This window comes from Streptomyces sp. BYX5S, assembly GCF_054724165.1.
Window position 1 is genome coordinate 1,082,754 of sequence record NZ_CM138829.1, and the last position, 16,280, is coordinate 1,099,033.

The 16,280-nt window shown below is 71.6% G+C and carries 12 protein-coding genes; 6 read left to right on the top strand and 6 right to left on the bottom strand.

Annotation, left to right across the window (positions count from 1 at the left end; translation table 11 throughout):
- Nucleotides 1-112 precede the first annotated feature (112 nt).
- The 4 genes from ACYBSK_RS04885 to ACYBSK_RS04900 are packed head-to-tail and all read right to left on the bottom strand — an operon-like array spanning nucleotide 113 to nucleotide 3,892.
- Nucleotides 113-730 carry a hypothetical protein gene (locus tag ACYBSK_RS04885; RefSeq protein ID WP_460245285.1) on the bottom strand — a complete coding sequence of 206 codons (618 nt, stop codon included), beginning with the start codon at nucleotides 728-730 and terminating at the stop codon, nucleotides 113-115.
- 5 nt (nucleotides 731-735) lie between these two features.
- Nucleotides 736-1,587 (bottom strand): carbohydrate ABC transporter permease, encoded by an 852-nt coding sequence (locus tag ACYBSK_RS04890; RefSeq protein WP_460245286.1) that lies wholly within the window; start codon nucleotides 1,585-1,587, stop codon nucleotides 736-738.
- Between the two features lie 2 nt (nucleotides 1,588-1,589).
- Complete coding sequence (locus tag ACYBSK_RS04895) at nucleotides 1,590-2,558, bottom strand: carbohydrate ABC transporter permease (protein WP_460245287.1); 969 nt, start codon at nucleotides 2,556-2,558, stop codon at nucleotides 1,590-1,592.
- Between the two features lie 44 nt (nucleotides 2,559-2,602).
- Nucleotides 2,603-3,892, bottom strand: coding sequence for an ABC transporter substrate-binding protein (locus tag ACYBSK_RS04900; protein ID WP_460245288.1), 1,290 nt, complete (start codon nucleotides 3,890-3,892; stop codon nucleotides 2,603-2,605).
- Nucleotides 3,893-4,248: 356 nt separating this feature from the next.
- Between ACYBSK_RS04900 and ACYBSK_RS04905 the strand changes: the two genes are divergently transcribed.
- From ACYBSK_RS04905 to ACYBSK_RS04915, 3 genes are all read left to right on the top strand, one after another.
- Nucleotides 4,249-6,999, top strand: a complete 2,751-nt coding sequence (locus ACYBSK_RS04905; RefSeq protein ID WP_460245289.1) for an alpha/beta fold hydrolase — start codon at nucleotides 4,249-4,251, stop codon at nucleotides 6,997-6,999.
- Nucleotides 6,996-7,883, top strand: coding sequence for an ABC transporter permease (locus ACYBSK_RS04910; RefSeq protein WP_457475602.1), 888 nt, complete (start codon nucleotides 6,996-6,998; stop codon nucleotides 7,881-7,883). The genes ACYBSK_RS04905 and ACYBSK_RS04910 overlap by 4 nt, the downstream gene beginning before the upstream one ends.
- Before the next feature lie 147 nt (nucleotides 7,884-8,030).
- Nucleotides 8,031-9,542 carry a vWA domain-containing protein gene (locus ACYBSK_RS04915; RefSeq protein WP_460245290.1) on the top strand — a complete coding sequence of 504 codons (1,512 nt, stop codon included), beginning with the start codon at nucleotides 8,031-8,033 and terminating at the stop codon, nucleotides 9,540-9,542.
- Nucleotides 9,543-9,898: 356 nt separating this feature from the next.
- Here the strand turns inward: ACYBSK_RS04915 and ACYBSK_RS04920 are convergent, their stop codons facing one another.
- On the bottom strand, nucleotides 9,899-11,113 hold the full coding sequence (locus ACYBSK_RS04920) for an acyl-CoA dehydrogenase family protein (RefSeq protein ID WP_457475604.1): 1,215 nt from the start codon (nucleotides 11,111-11,113) through the stop codon (nucleotides 9,899-9,901).
- 6 nt (nucleotides 11,114-11,119) lie between these two features.
- Complete coding sequence (locus ACYBSK_RS04925; protein WP_460245291.1) at nucleotides 11,120-11,587, bottom strand: SCP2 sterol-binding domain-containing protein; 468 nt, start codon at nucleotides 11,585-11,587, stop codon at nucleotides 11,120-11,122.
- An 88-nt stretch (nucleotides 11,588-11,675) separates the two neighbouring features.
- Here ACYBSK_RS04925 and ACYBSK_RS04930 point away from each other — a divergent pair, with 88 nt between their 5' ends.
- The 3 genes from ACYBSK_RS04930 (at nucleotide 11,676) to ACYBSK_RS04940 (ending at nucleotide 16,225) form a co-directional block, all read left to right on the top strand.
- Nucleotides 11,676-12,344 (top strand): TetR/AcrR family transcriptional regulator, encoded by a 669-nt coding sequence (locus ACYBSK_RS04930; RefSeq protein WP_457475606.1) that lies wholly within the window; start codon nucleotides 11,676-11,678, stop codon nucleotides 12,342-12,344.
- A gap of 145 nt (nucleotides 12,345-12,489) precedes the next feature.
- Complete coding sequence (locus ACYBSK_RS04935; RefSeq protein WP_460245292.1) at nucleotides 12,490-14,421, top strand: AMP-dependent synthetase/ligase; 1,932 nt, start codon at nucleotides 12,490-12,492, stop codon at nucleotides 14,419-14,421.
- The gene (locus ACYBSK_RS04940; RefSeq protein WP_460245293.1) at nucleotides 14,414-16,225 is read left to right on the top strand and encodes a GMC oxidoreductase; all 1,812 of its coding nucleotides are present in this window, start codon (nucleotides 14,414-14,416) and stop codon (nucleotides 16,223-16,225) included. Before ACYBSK_RS04935 ends, ACYBSK_RS04940 begins: the two co-directional genes overlap by 8 nt.
- Nucleotides 16,226-16,280 lie beyond the last annotated feature (55 nt).

Here is a 16,280-nt window from a genome sequence, read left to right on the forward strand (position 1 = left end):
TAAAACTTCGCGCTGTTCCTCGCGTCCCCGGTTTTTCGTCGGCGGGTGCCGTCGCGCTGTGCGTTTGCGCAGTTCCCCGCGCCCCTGGGGCGGGCGGTGCCGGTTGGGCGCATTAAGCCTCTCCGGCGATTGAGGAGCGGGGGGCGGGGCGGAGCCCCGGGGGTGGGCGGCGGTCGACTGCTACCGCGGCGAGGGCCAGGACGCCGGTGACCAGGGGGGCCAGGACCGTCAACTGCCAGACGCAGACCGCCGACACCAGCACCGCCCCACCCAGCATCACCGCCCCCCGCCCATCCCGCCCTGGCCGCGCCCAGCGCCCCGTCGACGACCAGGCCGCCGCCATCCGTACCTGGTACACCACCACGCCCCCCGCCGCCCCGGCGACCACCACCGCCAGCACGCCGAAGAACGGAACGTCACCCGCGACCGCCGCAAGGCGCAGATCCGCCCCCAGGAAGCCGAGCACCAGGAGCCCCACCACTCCCACCCGCACCCCACCGGACAGCGCCGCCCGGAAGTCCGTGAGGAACCGCCGCGCCGTCCCCGCCGAAGGCCCGTCCGGTACGCACCTGCGCACCGCCGCACACCCCGCCGCCATCGCCGCCGGCCACGTGACGAGGAGCAGCGAACCCGCCGCCACCAGCACCCCGATCCACAGCACCTCCGCGAAGAGCGTGAACCGCTCCCCGTACGGGGTGTCCCGGCGAGCCGCCGCCCCGGTACCGCTCATGTCGCTCACCCCTTCATCCCGGAGGTCGCCGCACCCTCGATCAACAGCCGTTGGAACGCCACGAAGAACGCGATCACCGGCAGCAGCGAGAGCACCGACATGCCGAGCATCGCCCCGTAGTCCTGACTGCTCGTCGAGTCGACGAACAGCCGCAGCGCCAGCGGCAACGGGTACTTCTCCGGCGACTGGAGATAGACCAGCGGCGCGAAGAAGTCGTTCCAGGACCAGATGAACGTGAAGATCGCCGTGGTGATGAGCGCCGGGCGCAGCAGCGGCAGCACGATGTGGCCGAAGATCCGGAAGTGCCCGCACCCGTCGATCAGCGCCGCCTCGTCCAGGCTGCGCGGCAGGTTCCGTACGAACTGCACCATCAGGAACACGAAGAACGCGTCCGTGGCGAGGAACTTGCCGATCAGCAGCGGCACATAGGTGTCGACCACGCCCGCCTTCTGGAACATCGTGTACTGCGGGATGAGCAGCAGATGCGTCGGCAGCAGGATCGTGCCGATCATCACCGCGAACATCGGCCCGCGCCCCCGGAACCGCAGCCGCGCGAACGCGTACGCGGCGATGGAGCACGACAGTACGTTGCCGATGACGGAACCGACCGCCAGGAGCAGCGAGTTGGAGAAGAAGCGCCACGCGGGGACCTCCGCGATCCCGTCGAGCGCGGTGCCGAACCCGCTCCACGTGACGCTGGAGGGCAGCAGGTTGAAGCTGGAGATGATCTCGTCGGCGGGCTTCACGGACGCCGTGAACACCCAGAACACCGGGTAGAGCAGCACCAGCAGCAGGGCGATCGCGCCCACGTGCCACAAGGTCGACCGGGTGCCGGCCGTGGTGGTGGTCGATGCCATGGTCACTTCTCCTCGCCCGCGTAGTGGACCCAGCGGCCCGAGGTCTTGAAGAGCACCGCGGTGATCGCGCCGACGACCAGGAGCAGCACCCAGGTCAGCGCGGCCGCGTAGCCCATCCGGAAGTCGTTGAAGCCGAGTTCGTACAGGTACATCGAGTACACGTGGGTGGAGCCCGCGGGTCCGCCGGTGCCGTTGGAGAGCACGAACGCCGAGTTGAACATCTGGAAGGCGTGCACCATCTCTAGGACCAGGTTGAAGAAGATCACCGGGGTCAGCATGGGGACGGTGACCGACAGGAAGCGGCGCCAGGGACCCGCCCCGTCGATCTCCGCGGCCTCGAACAGGTCCCGCGGGATCTGTTGCAGGGCCGCCAGGAAGATGACCATCGGCGCGCCGAACTGCCAGACGGACAGCGCCACCAGGGACATCAGCGACCAGTCGGGGTTGGAGATCCAGCCGCCGGTGTGGATGCCGAAGGTGCCGAGGAACTGGTCGACGACGCTACCCGTGGAGAACAGCAGCCGCCACACGATGGCCGCGCCGACGCTCGCGCCGATCAGGGACGGCATGTAGAAGGCGGCCCGGTAGAAGTTGCGCCCCTTGCGCCGGGTGTGCAGCAGCATCGCCACGCCGAGCGCGGCGGCCAGCTTGAGCGGCGTCGCCACGACCACGTAGAGGAGGGTCACGCCGACGGTGTCGCGGACCTCGGGGTCGTCGAACAGGATGCGCCGGTAGTTGTCGAGGCCGATCCAGCGCGGCGAGTCGAACAGGTTGTAGTCCGTGAACGACATGTAGAGCGAGAACAGCATCGGGCCGAGCGTCAGCAGGGCCGCGCCGATCATCCACGGGGTGAGGAAGACGTACGCCGAGCGGTCGTTGGCCCGCTTGCGGCGCTTGGCGGGAGGGGACGAGGGGGCGTCGCCGCGGCGTGCGCGGGGTATCGCGGCGTCGGTCGTCGTCGTAGAGGCCATGGGGGCTCCGTACGTTCTCGGGGAGGGGCGGAGGCGGCCGTGCGTCAGGCGAGGGTGACCTTGGCCTGGTCGAAGTAGAGGTCGACGGCGTGGTCCACGGAGATCCGGTCGTAGAACAGCTTCTCGGCGACGCGCTGGAGATAGACGTTGAGCGAGGCGCCGCCGTCGGCGGGCGGCGGCGGGGTCGGCGCGAGCGTCTTCTCGATCTGCTTCTCGTACGTCTGGACCTGGCGCACCTTCGGGTCGCTGATCTCGGCGGCGCCCTCCTGGCTCGTCGTGGGCGGCATGCCGATGTTGGTGCCGAGGATCTTCGCGACGCGCCGGTCGTTGATCATGAAGTTGATGAACTGCGCGGCCTCACTGAGGTACGGGCTCTTCGCGGCGGCGCCGAGGAACATGCCGGGCTTGGAGTAGATGCCCGGCCTGCTGGTGTCGCTCGGCACGTAACCGAGGCTCAGCTTGCTGCCGCGCATGTCGCTGCGGCCGCCCACCTGGTTGTCCCACTCCAGGTTGGAGGCGACGCGGCGGGTGGTGATCGCGTAGCCGGGCAGCGACTCCAGTACGACGTCGGGGCCGCCCAGCGCGCCCTCCTTGCGCCAGTCGTTGACCTTGGTGAAGTAGCGGCGCATGTCGTCGCGGGAGAAGCCGAGTTCGCCGTTCTCGGTCCACATCTGGAGGCCCTGCTGACGCATCCAGATCTCCACGCCCAGGTAGTTCTGGCCGGGGTTGTCCATGCCGAACTGCTTGTACTTGCCGTACTTGGTGACCTTCAGGGCCTGCTCCATGAAGGTGTCCCAGTCCATCCGCTTCGTCGGCGGGCGGGCCCCCGCCTTCGCCCAGACCTCGGCGTCGTAGTGCAGCGCGACGCTGTTGTGCGAGAGCGGCAGGCCGACGCGGCGGTCGTCCACCAGGCCCGCCGTGCGTACCGACTCGACGATGGTCGAGGTGTCGATCTCCTTGCCGGACCCGGCGAGTTCGTTCAGGTCGGCGAGGACGCCGTGCTCGCCGAGGGTGCGGATCCACGCGTAGTCGACGTGCATCACGTCGGGCGGGTTGCCGCCCGCGGCGGCGGTGCTGAGCTTCGGCCAGAACGAGTCGAAGGCGGCGAAACTGGTCTTCACCTTGATCTTGGGGTGGTCGCGCTCGAAGACGTCGATGCACTTGTTGATCAGTTCGGCCCTGCCGCTGTCGCCCCAGAAGAAGTACCGCAGCGTCACGGCGCCGCCCGCGCCGACGGACCGCGAGGGCCCGCCGCAGGCGGTCAGCGCGGCGCCGAGGCCGGAGGCGAGGAGTGCGGACAGGGTGGTGCGACGGGAGGGGGCGGCACTGCCCATAGGGGGCCTCCACGAGCGGCTCGGTGGTGGGCGCTGTCGAGGAGGGACGTTTGCATGCGCTCGCAGGCTGGTCAATGGTTCGCGCAACGATTTCCGTAGCCCACCATTCCGCCCAACTGCCCTTGCTGTCGCACCTCTTGACGCCCTCTTGCGAGCGCTCGCAGAATGCCCCCACAGATGAGCCCCGATCCAGCCCCTCCGGCGTTTGAGGAGCGGGGTCCGGGGCAGAGCCCCGCAGCGCGACCGCGACGTACAGCGATCGCGGTACACGGGCCCGAAGCCGTACGCCCACAGGAGGTCAGGGCGTCCGACCACCGGATGCAGAGGTTGTCAGCGGTGGCGCATACCGTTGACGCATGCTTTTTCGACGGCGCGTGTGGCGCGAGCGGGTGCGCGGATGGCCTCGACGGTGGATCGCCGTCGCGGCGACCCTCGCGGTGCTCGCGGGGACAGGGGCCGCCTGGACGGCGGTGGCGGCAGCGGACTCCGACGGCACGGCCGCCGTGCACCGGCAGGACCGGATGATGCGGATGGGCGGCGGGGTGCGCATCGACACCTCGTACTTCACGTCGGGCGACCCGTCCCACCGGCGGCCCGCCGTCCTGCTCACCCACGGCTTCGGCGGCAGCAAGGCCGACGTCCGCGCCGAGGCGGAGAAGCTCGCCGCCGAGGGCTACGCGGTCCTGACCTGGTCGTCCCGCGGCTTCGGCCGGTCCGGGGGGAAGATCGGCCTGAACGACCCGAAGCACGAGGTGGCCGACGTCTCACGGATGATCGACTGGCTCGCGAAGCGCCCCGAGGTCGAGCTCGACAAGCCGGGCGACCCGCGCGTCGGCGCCACCGGCGCCTCGTACGGCGGCGCGGTCTCCCTGCTCGCGGCCGGGCACGACAAGCGGATCGACGCGATCGCCCCGCAGATCACGTACTGGAACCTGGCGGACGCCCTGTTCCCCGACGGCGTCTTCAAGAAGCTGTGGGCGGGCGCCTTCTTCACCTCCGGCTCCGCGCGGCTCGGCACCCGCACCACCGAGGCGGGACTGCGCTGCGGCCAGTTCGAGGAGAAGCTCTGCGACATGTACCAGCGTGTCGCCGTCTCCGGCGAGCCGGACGCCGCGGCCCGCAAGCTCCTGGAGGAGCGCAGCCCCGTGGCCGTCGGCGACCGCATCAAGGTGCCCACGCTGATCGCCCAGGGACAGACCGACTCGCTGTTCCCGCTCGACCAGGCCGATCGGATCGCGCGCCAGGTCAAGGCGAACGGCGCGCCCGTCGAGGTCGACTGGCTGAGCGGCGGGCACGACGGCGGCGACATGGAGGTCGACCGGCTGCACCAGCGCGTGACCTCCTGGTTCGACCGCTACCTGAAGGACGAGAACGTCGACACGGGCCCCGCGTTCCGTGTCACCCGCTCCGGCGGCGTCGACTCCACGGACGGCGCGGCCACCCTGCGCGGCGCGAGCGGCGACCTGTACCCGGGGCTGCGCGGCGAGCAGCGGGTGCGGGTGCCGCTGAAGTCCGCCACCGAGACGTTCCAGAACCCGCCGGGCGGCGGACCGCCGTCGATCTCCTCGGTGCCGGGCCTCGGCAGCGTCGCCAACCTGTCGGCGACGCTGGGCGGCGGCTTCTCCCTGGAGTACCCCGGCCAGTTCGCCCGCTTCGACTCGGCGCCCCTGAAGAAGTCGGTGCGCGTCACCGGCACCCCGACCGTCACCGCGCACGTGGAGTCCTCCACCGGCACGGCCGTGCTGTTCGCGAAGGTGTACGACGCCGGGCCCGGCGGCGCCCGCCAGGTGCTGCCCTCGCAGCTCGTGACGCCCGTCAAGGTGACCGGCGCGGACGGCGCCGGCAAGGACGTGAGGATCACGCTCCCGGCGATCGACCACGAGGTGCAGAAGGGCCACACACTGCGGCTCGTGCTCTCCGCGACCGACCTCGGCTACGCGTCGCCGGACGAGCCCGCGACGTACCGGGTCTCGGTGCGCGACGGCCTGAGCGTGCCCACCGCCCCCGACGTGCGGACGGCGGCCACGCCGCTGCCCGCGTGGGTGTGGTGGCTGCCGGGCGGGGCGCTCGTGATCGCGGCGGGGCTGCTGCTGACGGCCCGGCGCCGCACGACGGCGCCCGCGCCCGACCCGGCGCTCGCCGACGTCCCGCTCCAGATCACGGACCTCAGCAAGAAGTACGCGGGCTCCACCGACCGCTACGCGGTACGCGACCTGTCCTTCCGCGTCGAGCAGGGCCAGGTCCTCGGCCTCCTCGGGCCGAACGGCGCGGGCAAGACGACGACGCTGCGCATGCTGATGGGCCTCATCCGGCCCGACGAGGGCGGGATCCGGGTCTTCGGCCACGCGATCCGGCCGGGCTCCCCGGTGCTGTCCCGCGTCGGCGCGTTCGTCGAGGGCGCCGGCTTCCTCCCGCACCTCTCCGGGCGCGAGAACCTGGAGCTGTACTGGAAGGCGACCGGCCGCCCGGCCGAGGACGCGCACCTCGACGAGGCACTGGAGATCGCGGGCCTCGGCGACGCGCTCGCCCGCGCGGTGCGCACGTACTCGCAGGGCATGCGCCAGCGGCTCGCCATCGCGCAGGCCATGCTCGGCCTGCCGGACCTGCTGATCCTCGACGAGCCGACGAACGGTCTCGACCCGCCGCAGATCCGCGAGATGCGCGAGGTGATGATCCGGTACGCGCGCGGTGGCCGCACGGTCATCGTCTCCAGCCACCTCCTCGCCGAGGTCGAGCAGACCTGCACGCACCTGGTGGTGATGGACCGCGGCCGGCTCGTCCAGGCGGGCCCCGTGGCGGACATCGTCGGCTCCGGCGACACGCTGCTCGTGGGCGTCGCGGGCGAGGTCTCCGACGCGCTCGTGGAGAAGGTCGGCGGCCTCGACGGCGTCGCCTCGGTGGGCAGGGCGGACGACGGCCTCCTGGTCCGCCTGGCTTCGGCCCCGGCCCCCGACGCGGAGCCGGGCACCGCCGCCGACACCGAGTCCGACCCGGCCGCCCGGCTGGTCGCGGAGCTGGTGCGGCTCGGCGTACCGGTGCGGTCCGTCGGCCCGCACCGGCGCCTGGAGGACGCGTTCCTGACGCTGATCGGAGGGGCATCGGCATGACGACGACCGGAGTCGAGACCACGGCGCACGACGCGCCCGAGCTCGCCCACGGCTACCGGCCGGGCCGCACGCTGCCGCTGCGCGTGGAGTTCGTACGACAGGTGAAGCGGCGGCGCACACTCGTGATGGCCGCCGTGCTCGGGCTGCTGCCGTTCGTGCTCGTCGCCGCGTTCGCCATCGGCGGGCAGCCGGGCGGCGAGGGCGGCGGACGGCGGATCAACCTGATGGACACGGCCACCGCGTCCGCGGCGAACTTCGCGGCGACGAGCCTGTTCGTGTCCGCCGGGTTCCTGCTGGTGGTCCCGGTGGCCCTGTTCTTCGGCGACACCGTCGCCTCCGAGGCCAACTGGTCGAGCCTGCGCTATCTGCTGGCCGCACCGGTGCCGCGGGCCCGACTGCTGTGGTCCAAGCTGGCCGTCGCGTTCGGGCTGAGCCTCGCCGCGATGCTGCTGCTCCCGCTGGTGGCGCTCGCCGTCGGAACGGTCGCGTACGGCTGGGGGCCGCTGGAGATCCCGACCGGCGGCGCCCTGCCGGCGGGCACGGCGGTGCAGCGGCTGCTGGTGATCGTCGCGTTCGTCTTCGTGTCCCAACTGGTCACGGCCGGGCTCGCGTTCTGGCTGTCCACCAAGACGGACAACCCGCTGGGCGCGGTCGGCGGCGCGGTCTTCCTGACCATCGTCGGCAACGTCCTGGACGCGGTCACCGCGCTCGGCGACTGGCGCGACTTCCTGCCCGCGCACTGGCAGTTCGCCTGGGCGGACGCGATCCAGGAGCAGCCCGCGTGGGGCGGGATGATCCAGGGGGCGTCGGTGTCGGTGGCGTACGCGCTGGTCCTGTTCGCGCTGGCGTTCCGCGGGTTCGCGCGCAAGGACGTGGTGTCCTAGCGGGCGGCGTCTCATGGGACGGTCCGGGGCACGCTCGGGTCGCGGGAGGGGCACGGAACGGTCAACTCCCGTACCCGTGACCGGTTCGGGACCGGGCCGCAACGCTTTTGAGCGCTCCTCGCGGGCGCCCCGCGCGTCACAGGTCACATGACACTGACGCAGGGAAACCAGGTGCGCGGCGCCGTACGGCTCGGCGCCGCGCTGCTCGTCGGCGGGCTGCTGCTCACGGGGTGCGGCGGCGGGTCCGACGACGCGGCGGGCACGGCGCACGACAAGGCGCGGCGCGGCTCCGGAGCGGGTGAACCGTCCGCCGGGTCCGACCGGGTGGCCGGGGGCGGCAAGCGCTCCACGTTCGCCCTGGACGTGGACACGGCCTCGTACGGGTACGCGCGCCGCAGTCTGGCGGAGGGGCGGCTGCCGGACGCGGAGTCGGTGCGGCCCGAGGAGTTCGTCAACAGCTTCCGCCAGGGCTACCCGCGCCCCGAGGGCAACGGCTTCTCGGTCACCGTCGACGGGGCCCGCACCGGCGGCGACGGCTGGCGCCTGATGCGGGTGGGCCTCGCGACGGCGCAGGCGCCCGCCGACGGGGAACGGCCGCCCGCGGCGCTGACGTTCGTCGTGGACATCTCCGGCTCCATGTCGGAGGCGGGCCGCCTCGACCTCGTCCGCACCTCCCTCGCGACCCTCACCGAGCAGCTCCGCCCCGACGACTCCATCGCCCTGGTCACCTTCAGCGACGAGGCCGAGACGGTGCTGCCGATGACCCGGCTCGGGGCGCGCGGCGGCGACACCCGCGAGCGGGTCCAGCGCGCCGTCGACACCCTCGAACCCACGGACTCCACGAACCTGGAGGCGGGCGTCGAGACGGGGTACGCCACGGCCGTCGACGGGGTGCGGGCCGGGGCCACCAACCGCGTCGTGCTGCTGTCCGACGCGCTCGCCAACACGGGGGAGACCTCGGCCGACGCCATCCTGGAGCGGATCGCGGACGCGCGGCGCGAGCACGGGATCACGCTGTTCGGGGTCGGGGTGGGCAGCGACTACGGGGACGCGCTCATGGAACGGCTCGCGGACAAGGGGGACGGCCACACCACGTACGTGTCGTCCGAGCGGGACGCCCGCAAGGTGTTCGTGCGACAGCTGCCGGAGAACGTGCAGTTGCGGGCGCGGGACGCGAAGGCGCAGGTGTCGTTCGACGAGGACGCGGTCGACGAGTTCCAGCTGCTCGGGTACGAGAACCGGCGGGTGTCGAACGACGACTTCCGCGACGACGCGGTGGACGGGGGAGAGGCCGGACCCGGGCACACGGTGACCGCGCTGTACGCGGTCAGGCTCCGTGAGGGGGCGGAGGGGGAGGTCGCGCGGGCGACGGTGCGGTGGCTGGATCCGGAGAGCCGGGCTCCCCGCGAGGCCTCCGGCCGGGTGGGCGTGGCCGACCTCGGCCGGGAGCTGTGGTCCGGCGGGACCGCGCCGCGGTTGCGGGTGGCGGCGGCCGCGGGCTACTTCGCGTCCAGCCTGAACGGCCGGCCGTTCCCCGGTACGCCGTCCCTGGAGCGACTCCGGGAGCGGGTCGACGGGTTGACGTCCACCACGGAGGACCCGGACGTCCGCCACCTCGCCGACGCCCTCGCCGCCGCCCACCGCCTCCACCACGACTAGCCGCTCCCCAACCGCCGGAGGCGCTCCAACCCCCGGGGGCCCCGCCCCGCACTCCGCTCCTCAATCGCCCGAGGAGCTCCAACCCCCGGGGCTCCGCCCCGCACCCCGCTCCTCAATCGCCGGAGGGGCTTGAATTGCCCCGACTCACCCTCTCGAGGCGCGTCGGAGGGGCTTGAACGGCGGCGACTCAAGTCCCTTGGGCGCGTCGGAGGGGCTTGAATAGCACCGACGTGAATCGCGTGGGTTCGAGCTCACCAGGCGCGTCGGTGTCGGCGGCGGATGGCCACCCTCAAGCCTCGCCGGCGATTGAGGCGCGGGGTCCGGGGCGGAGCCCCGGGGGTGTCACCACGGGTGGGTCAGCGGATGTGGCGACCGGAGATGGCCCGCGCGATCACGAGCCGCTGAATCTCACTCGTCCCCTCGAAGATCGTGTAGATCTTCGCATCGCGATACATCCGCTCCACCGGATGCTCCCGGCTGTACCCCGCCCCACCCAACACCTGAACCGCCTTCTCACTCGCGGCGACCGCCAACTCACCCGCCCGCAACTTCGACATCGACCCCTGCGCCGCATCGAACACCTTGTCGTTGCGGGCCATCCACGACGCCTGCCAGATGAGCAGCCGGCACGCCTCGATCTCCGTACGGAGGTCCGCCAGCGCGAAGGCGATCGCCTGGTTCTCGATGATGGGGCGGCCGAACGCCTCCCGGTCACCCGCGTACTGAAGCGCGTACTCGTACGCTGCCCGCGCGATCCCGAGCGCCTGCGCGCCCACCGTCGGCCGGCTGACCTCGAAGGTCGACATCGCGGCCTGCCCCCGGGAACCGGACGTCCCCTCGCGGGCCCGCGCGAGCCGCGCGTCGAGCTTGTCCTTGCCGCCGAGCAGACAGTGCCCGGGGACCCGGACGTCGTCGAGGAAGACGTCCGCCGTGTGCGAGGCCCGCAGCCCCAACTTCCTTATCTTCTTGGCGCCTTCGAGCCCCGCCGTGCCCGGCGGCACGATGAACGCCGCCTGCCCGCGCGAGCCGAGCTCCGGGTCGACGGAGGCGACGACGACATGCACGTTCGCGATGCCACCGTTGGTGATCCACGCCTTCTGGCCGGACAGCACCCACTCGTCCTTGGCCTCGTCGTACCGCGCACGCGTCCGCATGCCCGCCACGTCCGACCCCGCCTGCGGCTCCGAGACGCAGAACGCCGCGACCTTCGGGTCGTCCTCGTCACCGAAGCACTGCGGCACCCACTCGGCGAGCTGGTCGGGCGTGCCCGCGGAGAAGATCCCGGCGACCGCCAGCGACGTGCCGAACAGCGCCATGCCGATGCCCGCGTCGCCCCAGAACAGCTCCTCGTTGGCGATCTGGAGCGAGATCCCGCTCGGGTCGCCGAACATCTCGGCCAGCGACTCGAACCCGTACAGGCCGATCTTCGCGGCCTCCTGGATCACCGGCCAGGGCGTCTCCTCGCGCTCGTCCCACTCGGCGGCCGCGGGCCGCACGACGTCGGCGGCGAAGCCGTGCACCCAGTCGCGCAGATCGGTCTGTTCCTCGCTGAGTTCAAGAGAGAAGGCCACGCCGGATCACGCCTTGGGGATGTCGAAGTAGCGGGTCAGGCCGGAGGCGAGCGCCACGTCGCCCGCGATCTTCACCTTGCGCATCATGAACATCGTGACGGGCGAGGAGTTGCCGGAGACCAGCTTGAGGAAGTCGGCGTCGCCCATGATGAGCGTGACGCGCGGTTCGGCGTCCGAGCGGCCCTCGGTCACCTTGCACGTGCCGCCCGAGATCCTCGTCTCGTAGACCGCCTCGGGAACCTCGTCCTGACCGGTCACCTTCCAGCGGATCAGCGCCTCCAGGGACCCCGCGACGTCCGGCTTGAACTGCCGCTCCATGCGCCCGAAGACCTCCTTGAGGACCCGGGAGCGCAGCGTCTCGTCCCGCGCGATCTCGTTGATCTCCTTCGCAGACAGACCCTTGACGATCCGCGCGAACTCCTCGGGCGTGACGCTCGCGAAGTCGAGCGCGGCGATCTCCTCGGCACCGCTCATGGGCGTACTCCTCACTTCACTGCCGACCTTACTGCTTAGTAAGCTTACTAATTGGTAAGGTTACGGCGACGTAGATAGGCTGACAAGGGTGACGGGCACTTCGGGAGCGGCTCAAGGGCGTACGGCGGCGCGACGGAAGCGCGTGCCGCGCCCCGTGCGCGAGCAGCAGATCATCGACGTGGGCGTGCGGGTCTTCGCCAAGCGCGGGTACCACGCCGCCTCCGTGGACGAGATCGCCGAACTCGCGGGCATCTCCAAGCCGATGGTGTACCTGTACCTGGAGTCCAAGGAAGGGCTGTTCCTGGCCTGTCTGCGACGCGAGGCCGAGCGGCTCGTCGCCGCGTTCCAGGAGGCCGCGCGGGGCGCGGGCGCGGCGCCCGAACTGCGGCTGCACGCCGGACTCTCCGCCTTCTTCGCGTTCGTCGCCGAGCACCGCGACAGCTGGGTCGTGCTGCACCGGCAGGCCTCCGAGCTGAGCGAGGCGATCGCGGAGGCCGTCGCCGACGCCCGCCGCGCGGTCATGGCCGAGGTGGCCGGGCTCATCCGCGACGGCATCTCCGACAGCGGGCGCGGGGCCCGACTGGGCGACGAGGACGCCGACTTCGTCGCCCACGCCCTCGTCGGCGCCGCCGACTCCCTCACCGACTGGATGGAGCGCCACCCCGGCCAGTCGCCCGAGGGCATCACGCTGCGCCTGATGAACATGGTGTGGGTGGGCATGCGCGACGTCCTCGACGGCGAGGTCTGGACGCCGTAGCCCCTCGAAGGCTCACACCCGTCGCACCACCGCTGACGCCGATTCGTACCCGGACATTGAATTTTTCTTACGCGTGGGTAAGTTGACTCCTGAGTAAGTTCGAGGACGCAAGTGTCGGGGCAGCCGCGCGAACGGGAGCCGAAATATGACAGCGCGCCGGGATCTGAAGCGGGCCAGGAAGCACGGCGATCTGGCCGACCGCGCCAAGGTCGAACTGGTCAAGGACGAGCACGGGGTCGTCCGTGAGGCGCGCGTCGCGGCGCTCGCGAAGCCGCCGGAGGACGGGTCCACGCCCGCCGACATCCCGTATCGGAACGCCGAGGAAGAACCGAACGCCGTCGTCGTGCGGCGCAAGGAGGGCGACGAGTGGCGGCCGATCACCGCCGCCGCGTTCGCCCGTGAGGTGACCGCCACCGCCAAGGGCCTGATCGCGGCCGGACTAGAACCGGGCGGGCGCGTCGCCCTCATGTCCCGCACCCGCTACGAGTGGCAGGTCCTCGACTTCGCGATATGGGCGGCCGGCGGCCAGACCGTGCCCGTCTACGCCACGTCCTCGCCCGGCCAGATCGAGTGGATCGTGCGGGACTCGGGCGCGACGCTGCTGATCGTCGAGACGCCGGAGAACGCCGCCGCGGCCGAGGAGGCCGTCGCCGCGCTGCCCGAGGGCGACCGCCCCGGCATCCGGCAGCTCGACGTGGGCGCGATCCTCGAACTCGCCGCCCTGGGCGCCGACATCGCCGACGAGGAGGTCGACAAGCGGCGGGCCGCGCTGACCCCCGACACCATCGCGACCGTCTGCTACACCTCCGGCACCACCGGCCGCCCCAAGGGCTGCGTCCTGACGCACGGCAACCTGTACGCCGAGGCCGCGAACACCGTCGAGCTGCTGCACCCGATCTTCAAGGCGATCACCGGGCAGACCGCGTCGACCCTGCTGTTCCTGCCGCTCGCGCACATCCTGGGGCGGACGATCCAGGTGGCGTGCATGCTCGCCCGCATCGAACTGGGCCACTGCCCGAGCATCAAGCCCGACGAGCTGCGGCCCGAACTCCGCTCGTTCCGGCCGACGTTCGTGGTCGGCGTCCCGTACCTCTTCGAGAAGATCCACGACACCGGGCGCGCGACCGCCGAGAAGATCGGGCGCGGCTCGTCCTTCGAGCGCGCCGACCGGATCGCCGTGCGGTTCGCCGAGGCGCACCTCGCGCGGTTCCTCACCGGGAGCAAGGGGCCGGGCCCCGGACTCGGGCTTGCCCACGGCCTGTACGACCTGCTCGTCTACCGGCGCGTGCGCAAGGAACTCGGCGGCCGCCTGCGCTACGCCATCAGCGGCGGCTCCCCCCTCGACCGCAACCTCAACCTCTTCTTCTACGCCGCCGGAATCGTGATCTACGAGGGCTACGGGCTCACCGAGACGACCGCCGCCGCCACCATCACTCCGCCCCTCACACCGCGCCCCGGCACCGTGGGCCTGCCCGTGCCCGGCACCACCGTCAGGATCGCCGACGACGGCGAGGTGCTCATCAAGGGCGGCATCGTCTTCGGCGCGTACTGGAACGACCGGGCGGCGACCGATCAAGTCCTGGACGAGAACGGCTGGTTCGCCACCGGCGACCTCGGCGAACTGGACGACGACGGATACCTGCGGATCACCGGGCGCAAGAAGGACCTCATCGTCACCAGCGGCGGCAAGAACGTCTCCCCGGCCGTCCTGGAGGACCGGCTGCGCAGCCGCTCGCCCATCGGCCAGTGCATCGTCGTCGGCGACAACCGCAGCTACGTGGGCGCCGTGATCACCCTCGAACCGGAGTCGGTCGCGCACTGGCTGAGCGTGCGCAAACTGCCCGCCGACACCCCGATGTCCGAGGTCGTCCGCGACCCGCGGATCATCGCCGACGTCCAGAAGGCCGTCGACTACGCCAACGAGGCCGTCTCGCGCGCCGAGTCGATCCGCAAATTCACGCTGGTCGAGGGCGAGTTCACGGAGGAGAACGGCATGCTGACGCCCTCCCTGAAGATCAAGCGGCCGGCCGTCCTCGCCGCGTACGAGCGCGAGATCGAGGAGCTCTACGGTGCCTGAGACCTCCGGCGGACGCGCGTACGACTACGACGTCCTCGTCGTCGGCTCCGGCTTCGGCGGCTCCGTCTCCGCGCTCCGGCTGACCGAGAAGGGCTACCGGGTGGCGGTCCTTGAGGCGGGACGCCGCTACACCCGCGACACCCTCCCGAAGACGTCCCTGAAGCTGCGCGACTACCTGTGGGCGCCGCGCCTCGGGATGTACGGGATCCAGCGCATCCACCTGATGAAGGACGTGATGGTGCTCGCGGGCGCCGGGGTGGGCGGCGGCTCGCTCAACTACGCCAACACCCTCTACGTCCCGCCGCCCGCCTTCTTCCAGGACCGGCAGTGGGGCCACATCACCGACTGGCGGGCGGAGTTGGCGCCCTACTACGAGCAGGCGCGGCGCATGCTCGGCGTACGCACCAACCCGACCGTCACCGAGGCCGACGAACTGCTGAAGGAGGCCGCCGGGCGGATGGGCGCGGGGGACACCTTCCGGCTCACGCCCGTGGGCGTGTTCTTCGGCGACGGCAAGGACGCCGACGGCGCGACGACAGCCGCACCGGGAACGGAGGCCGGCGACCCCTACTTCGGTGGCGCGGGGCCGAAGCGCGCCGCCTGCACCGAGTGCGGCTCCTGCATGACCGGCTGCCGCGTCGGCGCCAAGAACAGCCTCACCGAGAACTACCTGTACCTCGCCGAGCGGGCCGGCGCCGAGGTCCGCCCCATGACGACGGTGACCTCGGTCCGCGAACTGGGCGACGGCGACGAGGGGTTCGAGGTCACGACCGTCCCCACGAGCAAGCGCCGCCGCGGCCCCCGCGCCGTCCTGCGTGCCCGCCGCGTGGTCCTCGCGGCGGGCACGTACGGCACCCAGACCCTGCTGCACCGCATGCGCGACGAGGGCGTCCTGCCGCGCCTGTCGCCCCGCCTCGGCGAGCTGACCCGCACCAACTCCGAGGCCCTGGTGGGCGCGCTGACCTGGCCGCGCCGCTACGGAAAACCCGACCTCGACTTCACGCGCGGCATCGCCATCACCTCGTCCGTGCACCCGAACCCGACCACCCACATCGAGAACGTCCGCTACGGCAAGGGCTCCAACCTCATGGCCCTGATCTGCGTACCGCAGTACCGGCAGAACCTGCCCAAGCCCGTCGCCGCCGCGCTCGCGTTCCTCGCCCACCCGGTCCTCGTCGCGCGCACCGTCGCGCTGCGGCACTGGTCGGAGCGGACCATCATCGGGCTCGTCATGCAGACCCACGACAACTCCCTGACGACCCGCCTCGACCGGCGCGGACAGCTCACCGCCGAACAGGGCCACGGAAACCCCAACCCGGTCCACATACCCGAGGGCTGGCAGGCGGCGGGCCTGCTCGCCGAGTCCATCAACGGCTTCGCGGGCACCAACCTCGGCGAACTCCTCGGCAAGCCCCTCACCGCCCACTTCCTCGGCGGCTGCCCCATCGGCGACTCCCCGGACACCGGCGTCATCGACCCCTGCCACCGCCTCTACGGCCACCCCGGCATCTCCGTCGTCGACGGCTCGGCGGTCTCCGCCAACCTCGGCGTGAACCCGTCCCTGACGATCACGGCCCAGGCCGAACGCGCCATGTCGTTCTGGCCGAACAACAACGAGCCGGACCCCCGCCCACCCCAGAACGCGCGCTACCGCCGGCCAACCCCCGTCCTCCCCCACTACCCAACCGTCCCCCCGGGCGCCTACGCCGAACTCCGCTGGCGTCCAAGCCCCTCCGGCGACGGTGCAGCCCTATCAAGCCCCTCCGGCGACGGTGCAGCCATATCAAGCCCCTCCGGCGATTGAGGAGCGGGGCCCGGGGCAGAGCCCCGATCTTTTGAGCCACGAGTGGGTGGCCCCG

What these genes read in the sequence shown, in the direction of transcription:
- ACYBSK_RS04915 (WP_460245290.1), top strand. Translation starts at nt 8,031, where the DNA reads ATGACACTGACGCAGGGAAACCAGGTGCGCGGCGCCGTACGGCTCGGC.
- ACYBSK_RS04895 (WP_460245287.1), bottom strand. Translation starts at nt 2,558, where the DNA reads ATGGCCTCTACGACGACGACCGACGCCGCGATACCCCGCGCACGCCGC.
- ACYBSK_RS04900 (WP_460245288.1), bottom strand. Translation starts at nt 3,892, where the DNA reads ATGGGCAGTGCCGCCCCCTCCCGTCGCACCACCCTGTCCGCACTCCTC.
- ACYBSK_RS04905 (WP_460245289.1), top strand. Translation starts at nt 4,249, where the DNA reads ATGCTTTTTCGACGGCGCGTGTGGCGCGAGCGGGTGCGCGGATGGCCT.
- ACYBSK_RS04925 (WP_460245291.1), bottom strand. Translation starts at nt 11,587, where the DNA reads ATGAGCGGTGCCGAGGAGATCGCCGCGCTCGACTTCGCGAGCGTCACG.
- ACYBSK_RS04910 (WP_457475602.1), top strand. Translation starts at nt 6,996, where the DNA reads ATGACGACGACCGGAGTCGAGACCACGGCGCACGACGCGCCCGAGCTC.
- ACYBSK_RS04885 (WP_460245285.1), bottom strand. Translation starts at nt 730, where the DNA reads ATGAGCGGTACCGGGGCGGCGGCTCGCCGGGACACCCCGTACGGGGAG.
- ACYBSK_RS04890 (WP_460245286.1), bottom strand. Translation starts at nt 1,587, where the DNA reads ATGGCATCGACCACCACCACGGCCGGCACCCGGTCGACCTTGTGGCAC.
- ACYBSK_RS04935 (WP_460245292.1), top strand. Translation starts at nt 12,490, where the DNA reads ATGACAGCGCGCCGGGATCTGAAGCGGGCCAGGAAGCACGGCGATCTG.